The organism is Streptomyces aidingensis (genome assembly GCF_900112355.1).
GTDB lineage: Bacteria > Actinomycetota > Actinomycetes > Streptomycetales > Streptomycetaceae > Streptomyces > Streptomyces aidingensis.
This window is the reverse complement of the sequence record NZ_FOLM01000001.1, coordinates 578,899-593,770: the sequence shown is the minus strand read 5'-3', so window position 1 is coordinate 593,770 and position 14,872 is coordinate 578,899. Positions and strand designations below refer to the sequence as shown.

Sequence of the window (14,872 nt, the reverse complement as noted above, 5' to 3'; positions counted from 1 at the left end):
GAGCGCGGTGCGGTGGAGCGCGGTGCGGTGGAGCGCGGGTGGAGCAGGTGAGGGGGCGGTCACCCCCCGGTCCCGGGCGGGACGGGGGGTATCCCGGACCCGGCCGTGACGCGTTGCGCCGTTCGTGCGTCACGGCCGGGCGGCAGGGATCGCCGGGCACCCACGGACCCGGTGGCGGACCGCCCCCGGTCGGGCGGGACCGGTCAGTCCACCGGGGTGAGGGTCACCTCGGTGCTGCCGGTCAGCGAGGGCAGACCGTCGACACCCGGGTCACGATAGGTGGCGTTGAACACCCCGAAAAGGTTGTCCTCGGCCGGGTCGTGGCCCTGGGCGAGCGTGGTGGTGATCACGCCGGTGCAGCCGGTGGCCGTGGTCTGCGGGTGACCGTGCGTGTCATGGCCCAGGATGTAGGTCACGGTGAGCCGGGAACAGTCGACCGGCTGGTCGTCCGTCACCCGCACCTCGAACTCCACCTGGTCGCCGAAGGTGAACTCCTGGCCCTGCACCGGGGTGAGGAACTCCACCACCGGTATCTCGTTGCCGACCACGATCGACACCTCGGCCGAGGCCGACTTGCCGCGATCCCGGCCGCCGGAGTCGGTGACCTTCAGCGTGGCGGTGTAGACCCCGTTCTCCGTGTAGGTGTGCACCGGGTTGCGGTGCCGGGAGTCGACCCGGCCGTCGGAGTCGAAGTCCCAGGCGTACCGCAGCCGGTCGCCCTCCGGGTCCTCGGTTCCGTCACTGGAGAAGGCCACGGTCAGCGGGGAGCCGCCGCCCGCCACGTCGGCGGACGCCACCGGCAGCGGGGTGCGGTTGCCGTGCGGCCCGATCCAGTCGATCCGCGACAGCGCCGCCTCCGGGTTCTCGGAGAAGTAGCCCTTGCCGTATTCCAGGACGTAGAGGGCGCCGTCCGGGCCGAACTCCATGTCCATCGGGCTGGACAGCTCCAGGCCCGGCAGCACGTCCTCGATGCCGGCCAGGGCGCCGTCCGCGCCGAGCGGGAAGCCCTTGATGTAGTCCCGGGTCCACTCGTAGAACAGCGGAACGCCGTCGAAGTACTCCGGCCAGGCGTTCGAGTTCTTCCGGGCGGTCTTCCGGTCCCAGTCGTAGGCGGGGCCGGCCATCGGGCCGACGCCGCCGGTGCCCAGTTCGGGGAACTCGGCGGAGGCCACCGCCGGGTACCACACATCGGGCTGCTCCACCGGCGGCAGGTCGGTCAGGCCGGTGTTGTGCGGGGACTCGTTCTCCGGCGCGGCGCAGTCGAAGGCCCCGCCGCTGGTGTTGGTCGCGAAGTCCCAGTCCTGGTAGGGCATGTCCGGGGTCACGCAGTACGGCCAGCCGTGGTTGCCGGCGTCCCGGGCGACCAGCCAGCGGCCGTGGCCGTTGGGTCCGCGGCCGGGGTCGGCGGAGCGGGCGTCCGGCGAGTAGTCCGCCACATACAGCGCGTCGGTGTGCGGGTCGGTCTCGATCCGGAACGGGTTGCGCAGGCCCATCAGATAGATCTCCGGGCGGGTGCCCGGGGTGCCCGGCTCGAAGAGGTTGCCCTCCGGGATGGTGTAGGAGCCGTCCTCGCCGACCTTGATGCGGAGCACCTTGCCGCGCAGGTCGTTGGTGTTGGCCGAGGTGCGCTGGGCGTCGTAGGCCGGATTGCGGCCGTCCCGTTCGTCGAGCGGGCTGTAGCCGCCGGAGGCGAAGGGGTTGGTGTCGTCCCCGGTGGAGAGGTAGAGGTTGCCCGCGCTGTCGAAGACGATGTCGCCGCCGACGTGGCAGCAGATGCCGCGGTCCTGCGCGACGTCGAGGACCTGCTGCTCGCTGCCCAGGTCGAGGGTGTCGCCGTTGAGCTCGAAGCGGGAGAGCCGCAGCACGCCCTCGAAGGCCGCGAAGTCCTCGGGGGTGCCGGTGACGGGCGCGTCGCCCTCGTTGACGCCCGGGGTGGCCGGGTCGTCCACCGGGGTGTCCATCGGGGGCGAGTAGTAGAGGTAGACCCAGCGGTTCTTGCGGCCGTCGAAGCCCGGGTCGACGGCGACGCTCTGCAGGCCCTCCTCGTCGTGGAGGTAGACGTCGAGCTCGCCGGCGAGGGTGTTGAGGCCGGTGTCCGGGTCGTGCAGCCACAGCTCGCCGGCCCGGGTGGTGTGCAGCACCCGGCCGTCGGGCAGGACCGCCAGGTCCATGGGTTCGCCGGGGGTGTCGTTCAGCACGACTTTCTGGAAGTCTTCGGTGGCCGGTGCCCCGGCCCCCGGGTCGTCGCCGTGGTCGTGGCCGTCGTGCGCCGCCGAGGTGGGCGGTACGGCCAGCATCGCCGCTGCCATGACGGCGGCCGACGCTATGATGGTGGTTCTTCGCATTGCGAGCCTCTCAGCGCTTCTGTGCAGGTGGTGAGCGGTTCGTGAGCGTGCAGTCCGGTCCTCCCGGTGCCAGCGGGAGGAGCGGTGGCCCGGCCGGCGGCGGGTGGTTGCCGCCGCCGGCCGGGAGCGAAGGGGATGGTGAGAGAAGGGGCCGCGGGACCGCCCCCGGGCGCCGCCCGGAGGCCGGCCGCCGCGGTCATCGGGGGCGGGCGGTCAGCAGCGCAGGTCCAGGGTGCGCAGGTAGCGGTAGCCCACCTCGGCGGTCTGGATCGGGGTGACGTCCGGGGTGTCGTTCTCGACGATGTACTCCTGCACGGAGTGCGCCCGGAAGATCCGCGGGAAGTCGATCATGCCGGTGCCCAGGTCGGCCATGTCGCCGCCCTGCTCGTGCCGGTCCTTGACGTGGTACTGGAGCACCCGCTGCGGTGCGCGGCGGATGACGTCGATGGTGAAGCCCTCCGGGTCGTCCCCGTGGCCGCTGTTGATGCCGCCGGTGACCGCCCAGTAGAGGTCGAGCTCCAGATGGACCAGGCGGGGGTCCAGCTCGGAGGTGAGCACGTCCCACGGGGTGGTGCCGCCGCCGAGGTCGATGGTGAATTCGTGGGCGTGGTTGTGGTAGCCGTAGCGCAGCCCGGCGGAGCGGGCCACGGCGGCCTCCTCGTTCATCCGCTCGGCCCAGCGCTGCCAGTCGGCCAGGCTGGTGGAGTTCAGCCAGGGCACGACCATGTAGCGCTGGCCCAGGGTCAGGGCGTTCTCGATCTTGGTGTCCAGGGCTTCCCGGCTGCCGCTGATGCCGTCGTGGCTGGAGGTGCAGGAGATGCCCAGGCCGTCGTAGAAGGACCGGAGCTGGGCGGCGGTGCGGCCGTAGTAGCCGGCCTGTTCGACCTTGGGGTAGCCGGCGCGGGCGATGGCCCGCAGGGTGTCGTCGAAGCCGGGCTCGCCGCCGAGCGCCGCCCGGACGGTGTAGAGCTGGATGCTGATCAGCCCGGGCGGCACGATCGGCCGGCCGGTGCGGCGGGCGGTGGCGTGCGCCGCCGGGGCGTTCGCCACCCCGGCGGCGGCGAGGGCGCCGGCGCCCACGACACCGGCCAGCGCGCCGCGCAGCAGCGAACGGCGTCCGGTCTGCCGCGCGGCGAGCGACTGGGTCAGCGCTCTCTCACCGTCGAATCCGTAACACATAACGGCTCCTGTCTGTACTTCCTGGTACGAGGTGGTGCGGGTGGTACTCGTGGTGCAGGTGGTGCCAAGTGCTGCACGAGGCAGCGGAGTGCCGAGGCTGTTCAGTTGTGCGGAAATACGGCGCGGTGAGATGTGGGCTGGTCGGTCGGTCTCGGTGGGTCGGTGGGTCGGTGGGTCGGTGGGTCTCGGTGGGGCTAGGGCTGCGGCGAGGAGAACGCCGCGTCGAAGGAGGCGCTGGGCGGGTCGAAGAGGTTGGCGCGCACATAGGCGAGGGACTCGGGGGCGCCCCGCAGCCGGTCCATGCCGGCGTCCTCCCACTCCACGGAGACCGGGCCGGCGTAGCCGATGTGGTTCAGCACCCGGAAGCACTTCTCCCAGGGCACATCACCGCGTCCGGTGGACACGAAGTCCCAGCCGCGCCGCGGGTCCCCCCAGGCGAGATGGGAGCCGAGCCGCCCGTTGCGCCCGCCGCCGGTGGCGCGCTTGGTGTCCTTGCAGTCCACGTGGTAGATGCGGTCCTTGAAGTCGAGCAGGAAGGCCGCCGGGTCGATGTCCTGCCAGACCATGTGGCTGGGGTCCCAGTTCAGCCCGAAGGACTCCCGGTGCCCGATCGCCTCCAGGGTCCGCACCGTGGACCAGTAGTCGTAGGCGATCTCCGAGGGATGCACCTCCAGGGCGAACCGCACGCCCTCGGCCTCGAAGACGTCCATGATCGGGTTCCAGCGGTCGGCGAAGTCCTGGTATCCGGCGTCGATCACGTCCTGCCCGACGGGCGGGAACATCGCCACGTACTTCCAGATCGCCGAGCCGGTGAAGCCGACCACGGTGTCCACGCCGAGCCGGGCGGCGGCCCGGGCGGTCATCTTCATCTCCTCGGCGGCGCGCCGCCGCACCCCCTCGGGCTCGCCGTCGCCCCAGACCCGGTCGGAGACGATGGCCCGGTGCCGGTGGTCGATCGGGTCGTCGCAGACCGCCTGGCCCTTGAGGTGGTTGGAGATGGCCCAGACGCCCAGGCCGTGCTTGTCCAGGATCTCCTTGCGGGAGCGGACGTAGGCCTCGTCCTCGGCGGCCCGCCAGACGTCCAGATGGTCGCCCCAGCAGGCGATCTCCAGTCCGTCATAGCCCCATTCGGCGGCCATCCGGGCCACCTCCTCGAAGGGGAGGTCTGCCCACTGTCCGGTGAAGAGCGTGATCGGTCGGCTCATGACGCCACTTCCTCCTTCCGCTGCTCCTGCTGGTGCTGCTGCTGCCGCCGGGACGTGTCGTTGCGGTGCGGCTCCCCGGCCGGGTCCGCGGCGGGAACCGGGGCGGGGACCTCGGTCCAGGCACTGCCGTGGGCCGCGCTGCTCAGCACCGCGTCCAGCACCCGCTGGATGTGCAGTCCGTCCGCGAAGGACGGCGCCGGGTCGGTGCCCTCCGCGATGGCGGTGAGCAGGTCGGCGGCCTGGTGGGCGAAGCCGTGCTCGTAGCCGAGCAGATGGCCCGGCGGCCACCAGGGCGCCAGATAGGGATGGTCCGGCTCGGTGACCAGGATCCGGGTGAAGCCCCGGGTGGCCGGCTCGCTGGTCTCCGCCCGGCCGTCGTAGTAGTGCAGGACGTTCATGTCCTCGAAATCGAAGGCCAGGCTGCCGTCGGAGCCGTTGAGCTCGATCCGGATCGCGTTCTTGCGGCCCGACGCGTAGCGGGTGGCCTCATAGGTGGCCAGTGCGCCGGAGCCGAACCGGCCCAGGAAGACGGCCGCGTCGTCCACGGTGACCGTGCCGGTGCCGGTGCCGTCCGGCAGCGGGCGTTCGCCGACGAAGGTGTCGGTGAGCGCGCTGACCCCGGTGAGCGGCTCCCCGGTCAGGTACTGGGTCAGGTCCACGATGTGGGCCCCGATGTCGCCCAGCGCCCCGGAGCCGGCCTGCTCCTTGTCCAGCCGCCAGCTCATCGGCACGGCCGGGTCGGCCAGCCAGTCCTGGAGGTACTGGGCGCGGACGTGCCGCAGCCGGCCCAGCCGGCCCTCGGCCACCAGCCTGCGGGCCAGGGCGATGGCCGGGACCCGCCGGTAGGTGAAGCCGACCATGGAGCGCACCCCGCGGGCCCGGGCCCGGGCCGCGGCCTCGGCCATGGCTTCGGCCTCGGCCACCGTGTTGGCCAGCGGTTTCTCGCACAGCACATGCTTGCCGGCCTCCAGCGCGGCGATGGCGATCTCCGCGTGGGTGTCGCCCGGGGTGCAGATGTCGACCAGCCCGACGTCCTCCCGGGCGATCAGGGCCCGCCAGTCGGTCTCCACCTCCCGCCAGTCGAAGCGGCGGGCCATGTCGGCGGCGGCTGCCCGGTCGCGTCCGCCCAGCACCGTCAGCCGTGGCTGGAGCACCGGGTCGAAGAAGCTGCGGGCGTTGCGCCAGCCCTGGGAGTGGGCCATGCCCATGAAGGCGTAGCCGATCATGCCGATGCCGATCTCGGCGCGGGGCGCGTCCGGGCCGCCGGCCGCCGGCTGCCTGTCCGTTGTGCCTATCGAGCTCATCGAGCCCTCCTCGTCGCGAATGTGGGGGTCCCCCGGTCCGGGGCTCCGGTCAGGACTCGAAGCCCAGTGGCAGGTACTCCTCCACGTTGTCCGCGTTCACCACGGGCGCGTTGAGCACGATCCGGCGCGGCACCTCGACCTGCACCAGGTCGGACATGCCCTTGTCCTGGGCGAGCAGCCGGGCCAGCCGGATGCCGTCGGCCGCCTGGGTCGGCGGGTAGAGGATGGTGGCCTCCATCTCGCCCTCCTGGATCCAGCGCATGGCGTTGGCCGAGCCGGCGCCGCCGATGAAGAAGAACTCGTCGCGGTTGGCGTTGTCGAAGGCGGCCTTGACGCCGATCCCCTGGTCGTCGTCGTGGTTCCAGATGATGTCGATCTCACGGACCGCCTGGAGCAGGTTGGAGGCCACCGCCTCGCCGGACTCCACGGTGAACTCGGCGGCCACCCGGTGGTCCACATCCGCACCGCAGGCGGCGAGGGCGTCCTTGAAGCCCTGCGAGCGGTCCTGGGTGAGCGGCAGCGAGTCGATGCCGGCGATCTCGGCGACCACCGCGTCCGAGCCGAGGTTGTTCTCCTCGATGAGCCCGCAGGCGTAGGTGCCGGCCGAGACACCCATGCCGTAGTTGTCGCCCAGGATGGTGGTGCGGGCGGCGAACTCGCTGGAGAACTCCCGGTCCACATTGACCACCGGGATGCCGGCCTCCATGGCCTCGGTGGCGATCTCGGTCAGGGCCGCGCCGTCGGTGGGCAGCAGCACGATGGCGTCCACGCCCTCGTTGATGAAGGTCTCGATATGGCTGATCTGCTGCGAGGGGTCGTTGGTGCCTTCGGCGACGCGCAGGTCGATGTCGGAGTACTTCTCGGCCTCGGCCTCGGCCGCGGAGTTGATGGCGGCCAGCCAGCCGTGGTCGGCCTCCGGGCCGGAGAAGCCGATGACCACGGTCTCGCCGGGGTCGTCGTTGGAGCTGGCGGCGTTGGCCTGCCCGTTGTTCTCCGAGTCGTTGCCCTCGTTCTCGGGGGTGTTGCTGGTGCAGGCGGCGGCCAGGCTCACGGCGGCCACGGCGACGCCGACCCGGGTGAGCACACGGAGAGAGGCTCTGCCGGTGATTCTGCGCATGGTGAACTCCTGTGGGTATGGGAGGAGAAAGGCGAAAGGGAAATGCGAAGGGACGCGAAAAGCGCGAAAGGGAAACGTGGGGGGGACAACGCGGGGGGGGGAGCGGAAGAAGACGATCTGCCGTTCTGCCGTTCTGCCGGTCGTCCGGCGCTAGCCGCCGGTGCCGTTGCGGGCCGCGACCCGCTGCTGGAGCAGCACCGCGGCGACGATGATCGCCCCCTTGGCCACCGCCTGGGTGGAGGTGTCCAGGTTGTTGAGGGTGAAGACATTGGTCAGCGTGGTGAAGATCAGTACGCCGAAGACCGTGCCGACGATGGTGCCGCGCCCGCCGCTGAGCAGGGTGCCGCCGATCACCACCGCGGCGATGGCCTCCAGTTCGTAGAGGCCGCCGTGGGTGGAGGTGCCGGCCGTGGTGCGGGCCAGCAGCAGCACCGCGGCGATGCCGCAGGCCACCCCGAGCAGCACGTAGAGGATCGCGGTGTGCCGTTTGACATTGATGCCGGCCAGCCGGGCGGCCTCCGGGTTGCCGCCGACCGCCAGGGTGCGGCGGCCGAACGCGGTGCGGTTGAGCAGCACCCAGGCGCCCGCCGCCACCAGGGCGAAGACGATCACCAGCACCGGGATGCCCAGCACCTCGCCGCCGAAGAAGTCCACCAGCCCGCGTTCGGTGACGACCTGGGTCTTCTTGTCGGAGATGATCTCGGCCAGGCCGCGGGCCGCGGCCAGCATGGCCAGGGTGGCGATGAACGGCGCCATCTTCCCGTAGGCGATCAGTACCCCGTTGACCAGTCCGCAGCCGGCGCCGACCAGCAGCGCCGTGGTGACCATGACGATCCAGTGGATGTCGGCGCCCATGGTCTGGGTGGCCAGGGTGGTGGCCCAGACACTGGCCAGGGCCACGATGGCGCCCACCGACAGGTCGATGCCGCCGCCGGTGATGACAAAGGTCATGCCCACGCTGATCACACCGATGACCGAGGCCAGCCGCAGGATGGTCATCATGTTGTCGAAGTCGGCGAACCGGTCGCCGGCGGTGACCAGGCCGATCAGGCAGAGCAGCAGCAGGGCGATCACCAGGCCCAGCAGGTGCCCGGCGGACCCGGACATCAGCCCGGCGAGGGGACCGCTGCGCCGGGATCCGTCGCGGGGCTCACCCGCCCTGTCGGCCGGGGCCGCCATGCCGCCCGCGTTCTTCGCGGCCTCGCCGCCGCCTTCCGGCACACCCGTCTTGGTCTGGGCACTCACGCCACATCTCCTTCCATCACCAGGTCGAGCACCCCGTGCTCATCGATCTCATCGGCGGGGCCGTCGGAAACGATCCGGCCGTCGGACACCACCAGCACCCGGTCGGCGAGGCCAATGACCTCCTCGATCTCGCTGGACACCATGACCACGGCGATCCCCTGGGCGGCCAGGTCGCGGATCAGGGTGTAGATCTCGGAGCGGGCGCCCACGTCCACGCCGCGGGTGGGTTCGTCCAGCAGCAGGACCTTGCAGCCGCGCAGCAGCCAGCGGGCCAGCACCACCTTCTGCTGGTTGCCGCCGGAGAGGGTGTTCACCGCCCGCTCCACCCCGGTGGGGCGGACGTCCAGCGCCCGGGTGTGCTCGGCGGCGGCGTTGCGCTCGCCGTCGGCGTCCAGAAAGCCGCGGCGGGTGAAGCGGGCCAGGCTGGCCAGGGAGATGTTGCGGTAGACCGGGTCGTGCAGCAGCAGTGCCTGGCTCTTGCGCTCCTCGGGGCAGAAGCCGATGCCGGCCGCCATGGCGGCGCCGACCCGGCCCGGCGGCAGCTCCCTGCCCTCGACCCGGACCGTGCCGGCGCTCGCCCTGCGGGCGCCGTAGACGGTCTCCAGGATCTCCGAGCGGCCGGAGCCGACCAGCCCGGCCAGGCCGACGATCTCCCCGGGCCGCACGGCGAAGGAGATGTCGGTGAACTCCTTGCGGCGGGTGAGGCCGCTGACCTCCAGCACCGGTGCGGTGGCGGGGTCGGGGACCGCTCCGCGCTCGGGGAAGACATAGTCGATGGACCGGCCGGTCATCAGCCGGATGATGTCGGGGGTCGGGGTGTCGGCCACATCGAGGCCGGTCGCCACCGTGCGGCCGTCCTTGAGCACGGTGATCCGGTCGCCGATCTCGCGGATCTCCTCCAGCCGGTGCGAGATGTAGACGATCGCGATGCCCTGGGCGGCCAGCTCGCGGATCACGCCGAACAGCCGCCCCACCTCCTCCTGGTCCAGCACGGCGGAGGGCTCGTCCATCACGATCAGCCTGGCGTCGTGGGAGAGGGCGCGGGCCATGGAGACGATCTGCTTGCCCGCGGCGGAGAGCCGGCCCACCTCCTTGGCCGGGGACATCTCGGGGTGGCCGAGGCGGTGCAGCAGCGCCGCGGCGGAGGTGGCGGCATCCGCCCGGGCGGTCAGGCCCCAGCGGGTGCGTTCATGGCCGAGGTAGATGTTCTCCGCCACGGTGAGGCCGTCCACCAGGTCGAGCTCCTGGTAGATGGTGGCGATGCCGTGGTGGAGGGCGGCCTGCGGGTTGGGCAGCCGGACCTCCTCGCCCTGCCAGTGGATCTGGCCGGCGTCCGGCTGGTGGGCTCCGGAGAGCGTCTTGATGAGGGTGGACTTGCCGGCGCCGTTCTGGCCGAGCAGGCAGTGCACCTCGCCGGCCGTCACCTCCAGGTCGATGCCGTCCAGCGCCCGCACACCGGGGAACTGCTTGACGATGCCCCGCATCGACAGCAGCGGCTGCGGGCCGGATGCGGTTCCCGGCGTGCGGGACGTCTGCGTTGCGCCTGTCATGCCGGACAACGTAAGAGGACTTTTACCGGGGGTCAATACAAAGTCCCGCACTATTTACTAGAAGACTGGGCAGTGCTGGGGTTAAGTTACCTACGTTGTACCGTTGAGCGACCGTTCACGTACTGAAGGCCGTACCGAAGACCGGCCAGGGAGAAGGGGGCACGGTTCATGGGGGAGCGAACGACGGACAACGGCCCGGTTCCGGCCGGACCGACGGCCGGCACCGCCGTGCTGCTCCAGCTGGTGCGCGACGGACGGCCGCGCACCAGGGCCGAACTGGCCGCCGAGTCCGGGCTGGCCCGCTCCACGGTCGCCGAGCGGATCGACACCCTGCTCACCTCCGGCCTGCTCCGCCACACCGACAAGGGCCCCTCCACCGGCGGACGCCCGCCCTCGCTGTTCGCCTTCAACCCGGCCGCCCGGGTGGTGCTGGCCGCCGATGTGGGCGCCACCCATGTCAAGGCCGCGCTCACCGATCTGTCCGGGCAGGTGCTGGTGGAGCAGAACCGTGCGATGGACATCGCCGCCGGGCCGGACGCCGTTCTGGGAGAGCTGTGCGCCCTGGGCGACACCCTGCTGGGCGAGATCGGGCGGACCCAGCGGGATCTGCTGGGCATCGGCATCGGCCTGCCGGGGCCGGTCGAGCACGCCTCCGGGCGGCCCACCAATCCGCCGATCATGCCGGGCTGGGACGGCTTCGACGTGCCCGGCCATGTGCAGGAACGGCTGGGCGGCGCCGCCACCCTGGTGGACAACGACGTGAACATCATGGCGCTCGGCGAGCACCGCACCCACTGGCCCGAGTGGCCGCACATGATCTTCGTCAAGGTGGCCACCGGCATCGGCAGCGGCCTGATCTGCGGCGGCCGGCTGCATCGCGGTTCGCAGGGCGTGGCCGGCGACATGGGGCATGTGCAGCTGCCGCACGGCGCCGAGGTGCCCTGCCGCTGCGGCAACGTCGGCTGCCTGGAGGCGGTGGCCAGCGGCGCGGCCCTGGCCGCCCGGCTCACCGGCCTCGGCTCCCCGGCCGGCGGCAGCGCCGATGTGGTGGGGCTGGCCCGCAGCGGCTCGGTGACCGCGCTCAAGCTGGTGCGGCAGGCGGGCCGGGACATCGGCGAGGTGCTGGCCACCGCGGTCAGCTTCTTCAACCCCTCGGTGATCGTGATCGGCGGGGCGCTGTCCCAGGCCGGGGAGCATCTGATCGCCGGGGTGCGGGAGGTGGTCTACCAGCGCTCGCTGCCGCTGGCCACCCAGAACCTGCGGATCGTGCAGTCCCGCGCCGGGGAGCGGGCCGGCATCTACGGCGCGGCGCTGATGGTGGTGGAGCACGCGCTGGCCCCGGCCCAGCTCGACGCGCTGCTCGCGGACGGCTGAGCGCCCGCGAGGGCCCGCCGGGGCCCGCGACGGACGAAGGCCCCGGAGCCTGGGCTCCGGGGCCTTCGCGGTGGTAGCGGGGACAGGATTTGAACCTGCGACCTCTGGGTTATGAGCCCAGCGAGCTACCGAGCTGCTCCACCCCGCGTCGAGTGGTGTTCCTTCCGGGCCTCTCCGCGGGAACGTGAGGATTTCCGTCAGGAACGTGACTACTGTACCACGCGGAACAGGGGCCTAGATCATCCGGCGGGCGCCGCGCGCGGCGCCCGCCGGATCGACGTGCCCGGCCCGGCCGGTCTGCTCGCTCCGCTCGCGCTACTCGGTCTGCTCGCCCTCCTCGGCCGGTTCGTCCTCCGGGCGGGTGACGCCCTCCAGCTCGGCGATCCTCTCCATCGCCTGCCGCAGCCGCTCCTGGGCTTCGCCATAGGCCGCCCAGTCGCCCTCGGACAGCGCCGCGTCGGCGTCCTCCTGGGCCTGGAGCGCCTGCCCGACCAGATCGGCCAGGCTCTCCTCCTCGGCCGGCGGCTCCTCCTCGCCCTCCGGCGGCTGCTCCGGCTCCTGAGGCTGCTCGGGTTCCTCCCCGGCCTCGGTGACGCCGAACAGCACGTTCAGCGCCTCGTCCAGGGTGGGCTCGAAGGCCAGCTCCTCGCCGTAGGAGGCCAGCACCCGCTGCATCCGCGGATAGTTGGCGCCCGCGCCGCGCACATACACCGGCTCCACATAGAGCAGATCGTCACCGAGCGGCACGGTCAGCAGATTGCCGTACTCGATCTCCGAGTCACCGCGTCGCAGCAGGTTGATCCGCTCGGCGATGTCCGGCTCGGCGTTCCACCGGCTCTGCACCTGTTTCGGGCCGGGGGTGGTGGTGTTGTTCGGCAGGGTGAGGACCCGCATGGTGCCGTAGTCCTCGCTGGCCGCGTCGGCCACCACCGCCATGTAGGCGGCCAGGGTGTCGCGGTCCCGCGGGTTGAAGGTGGTGGTCAGCGAGAACTCGCGCTCCTCCTGGCCCGGCATCCGCATGGACAGGTAGTAGGCCGGGACCGGGTTGCCCGGACGGGTCGGGTCGTCCGGCACCTGCCAGCGCTCACCGCCCGCGTAGAACAGGCTGGCGGAGTCCACGTGGTAGCGCTGCAGCAGCTCCCGCTGGACGTTGAACAGGTCCTGCGGATAGCGCAGGTGCTGCATCAGCTCGTCCGAGATCTCGCTGCGCGGCTCCACCGTGCCCGGGAAGGCCTTCATCCAGGTTTTCAGGACGGGCTCGTCCTCGTCCCAGGCGTACAGCACCACATCGCCCGAGTAGGCGTCGACCGTGGCCTTGACCGAGTTGCGGATGTAGTTGATCTGGTTCTGCTGCGCCAGCACCTGCCGCTCGGCATCGGTCAGCGCGGTCTCGGTGGCCTGGTCCAGCACGGTGCGCGAGGAGTACGGGAAGCCGTTGGTGGTGGTGTAGGCGTCCACCAGCCACAGCACCCGGCCGTCCACCACCGCCGGATACGGGTCGCCGTCGATGGTCAGCCAGGGCGCCACCTCGCCGACCCGCTCCTTGGGCGTCCGCTTGTACATGATCCGCGAGCCCTCGCCGATCGCCCCCGAGTAGAGGATCTGGGGCTCTCCCATGGTCAGCGCGTAGGCCGCCCGGCGCAGGTAGTTGTCGAGCGCGACGCCGCCGTCGCCCTCGTAGCGGTAGTCGACCTCGCGGCCCGGCTCCGGCTCGTCCTCGGCCGGCGCCTCCTCCTGCCCGCCTTCCTGGCCCTCTTCGCCCTCCTCGCCGACCGCGGTCTCGTCCGCGCCGGTGTCACCGGAGATGTAGTCCAGTTCGAGCTGCGGGCCGCCGACGATGGACCAGCTCGTGGTCGCCTCGCCGAAGTAGATGCGGGGCTCGTACTCGCCCAGCTCGCCCTGCGGCGGCAGCTCCTTCTCCATGAAGACCGGGGTGCCGTTGTCCTGGATGTCGTCACCCTCGGCCGCCACCACGCCGAAACCGTGGGTGTAGCGGAACCGCTCGTTGATCCAGTTGCGGTCCGGCAGCGCGGCGGTGTTGATCTCGCGGACGCCGATCACCGTGTCCTGCTCGCCGTCCGGCGTCTGGTACCGGTCCACATCCAGGGTGTTGGCGAAGGTGTAGTAGCCGCGGATCTGCTGCAACTGCTGGAAAGCGGGCGAAATGACATTCGGGTCCACCAGGCGGATGGAGGCCGTGGTGCTCACCGAGTTCCGCAGCTCCTCGCGGTTCTCGTCGGTCACCTCGCCGGCCTGCTGGCGGCCGAACGCCTCCTCCTGCACATCGGCGATCCCGTACGCCTGCTTGGTGGCGTCCAGATGCTTCTGGATGTACGGGGTCTCCTTGGCCTGCTCGTTCGGCTTGACCTGGAACTGCTGCACGATCGCCGGGTAGACCCCGCCGATCAGCACCGCGGAGAGCACCATCAGGCCCAGGCCGATCACCGGAAGCTGCCACATCCGGCGCCACAGCGTCGCGAAGAACAGCACGGCGCAGATGGCGGCGATGATGGTCAGGATGGTCTTGGCCGGCAGATAGGCGTTGGCGTCCACATAGCGCAGGCCCGTCCAGCCCTCGGCATCCCGGAAATCGCTGCTCTTGAGCGCCAGGCCGTACCGGTCCAGCCAGTAGGCCACCGCCTTCAGGGCGACGAAGAGGCCCAGCAGCACCGAGATGTGGCCGGTGGCCGCGGCGGTCAGCCGGGAGCCCGGGGTGGACAGCCGCACCCCGCCGTAGAGGTAGTGGGTCAGGGCGGCGGCGATCAGCGACAGCACCACGACCGCGAAGCCGAAGCCCAGCAGGAAGCGGTAGAACGGGTAGTCAAAGGCGAAGAACGAGACATCGCGGTTGAACTGCGGGTCCCTGATGCCGAAGGACGTGCCGTTCACCCACTGCAGCCAGGTCCGCCACTGACCCGAGGCCGAGGCGCCCGCGATCAGGCCGATCAGCAGCGCGACGCCCAGCAGCACCCACTTCTTGTACGGCGCGATCGCCATCCGGTAGCGGTCGAGGTTCTGCTGCTCCATCGACATGGCGGACAGCGGCGGACGCATCCGGTGGGCCAGCCAGATATTGAAGCCGACCGCCAGCGCCATCAGCACGCCGAAGATCGCGAAAAGCAGGATTCTGGTCAGCAACTGGGTGCGGTAGACGCTGGTGTAGCCGACCGAGTCGAACCACATCCAGTCCGTCCAGAACCCGGCGAACATCGCGAAAAGAATGGCGAGACCCGCCAGGATCGCCGCCGTGATCAGCGCGGACTTGGCGCCCCGGGACGGGCGTCCGACGCTGAACCCGCGCCCTCCCGGGCCACGCGGGCCGAAGGGGCCCCTGGGGCCTCTGGGGCCGTTCGGACCGTTGGGGCGACCCGAGCCCCGGTCCGGCATCTGGAAAGCCAAGGTGCGCCACCTCAAAAGTCGGAGCGGACAGCGTGCGTGTATGTGATCCATCGCGGACGGCCACCGGGAACCCTCCCGGATTCACGGGTCGCCCACTGGGACAACTTACTCAAGCTTTACTCAGTTCCCCTCCCCGGGGGCCGGGGCGGCACGA

9 protein-coding genes and 1 tRNA gene are annotated in these 14,872 nt (G+C 71.1%); 1 reads left to right on the top strand and 9 read right to left on the bottom strand.

What is annotated here, in order from left to right; genetic code table 11:
• Positions 1-203: 203 nt before the first annotated feature.
• The 7 genes from BM242_RS02675 to BM242_RS02645 form a co-directional block, all read right to left on the bottom strand.
• Positions 204-2,309: a PQQ-dependent sugar dehydrogenase gene (locus BM242_RS02675; protein WP_245833759.1), complete on the bottom strand. Its 2,106-nt coding sequence runs from the start codon at positions 2,307-2,309 to the stop codon at positions 204-206.
• Between the two features lie 249 nt (positions 2,310-2,558).
• On the bottom strand, positions 2,559-3,524 hold the full coding sequence (locus tag BM242_RS02670; protein ID WP_093836937.1) for a sugar phosphate isomerase/epimerase family protein: 966 nt from the start codon (positions 3,522-3,524) through the stop codon (positions 2,559-2,561).
• A gap of 194 nt (positions 3,525-3,718) precedes the next feature.
• Positions 3,719-4,729 (bottom strand): sugar phosphate isomerase/epimerase family protein, encoded by a 1,011-nt coding sequence (locus tag BM242_RS02665; protein WP_093836936.1) that lies wholly within the window; start codon positions 4,727-4,729, stop codon positions 3,719-3,721.
• The gene (locus BM242_RS02660; RefSeq protein ID WP_425443794.1) at positions 4,726-6,033 is read right to left on the bottom strand and encodes a Gfo/Idh/MocA family protein; all 1,308 of its coding nucleotides are present in this window, start codon (positions 6,031-6,033) and stop codon (positions 4,726-4,728) included. The genes BM242_RS02665 and BM242_RS02660 overlap by 4 nt, the downstream gene beginning before the upstream one ends.
• Positions 6,034-6,082: 49 nt before the next feature.
• Complete coding sequence (locus tag BM242_RS02655; protein ID WP_093836935.1) at positions 6,083-7,150, bottom strand: substrate-binding domain-containing protein; 1,068 nt, start codon at positions 7,148-7,150, stop codon at positions 6,083-6,085.
• Between the two features lie 150 nt (positions 7,151-7,300).
• Positions 7,301-8,329, bottom strand: coding sequence for an ABC transporter permease (locus BM242_RS02650; RefSeq protein WP_093837304.1), 1,029 nt, complete (start codon positions 8,327-8,329; stop codon positions 7,301-7,303).
• Between the two features lie 62 nt (positions 8,330-8,391).
• Complete coding sequence (locus BM242_RS02645) at positions 8,392-9,879, bottom strand: sugar ABC transporter ATP-binding protein (RefSeq protein ID WP_093836934.1); 1,488 nt, start codon at positions 9,877-9,879, stop codon at positions 8,392-8,394.
• A 234-nt stretch (positions 9,880-10,113) separates the two neighbouring features.
• Between BM242_RS02645 and BM242_RS02640 the strand changes: the two genes are divergently transcribed.
• Positions 10,114-11,319: an ROK family transcriptional regulator gene (locus tag BM242_RS02640; RefSeq protein ID WP_093836933.1), complete on the top strand. Its 1,206-nt coding sequence runs from the start codon at positions 10,114-10,116 to the stop codon at positions 11,317-11,319.
• 71 nt (positions 11,320-11,390) lie between these two features.
• Here BM242_RS02640 and BM242_RS02635 read toward each other — a convergent pair.
• Both BM242_RS02635 and BM242_RS02630 read right to left on the bottom strand, forming a co-directional pair.
• Positions 11,391-11,467 (bottom strand) — tRNA-Met (locus BM242_RS02635).
• A gap of 167 nt (positions 11,468-11,634) precedes the next feature.
• Positions 11,635-14,706: a UPF0182 family membrane protein gene (locus BM242_RS02630; protein ID WP_175541260.1), complete on the bottom strand. Its 3,072-nt coding sequence runs from the start codon at positions 14,704-14,706 to the stop codon at positions 11,635-11,637.
• Positions 14,707-14,872: the final 166 nt, after the last annotated feature.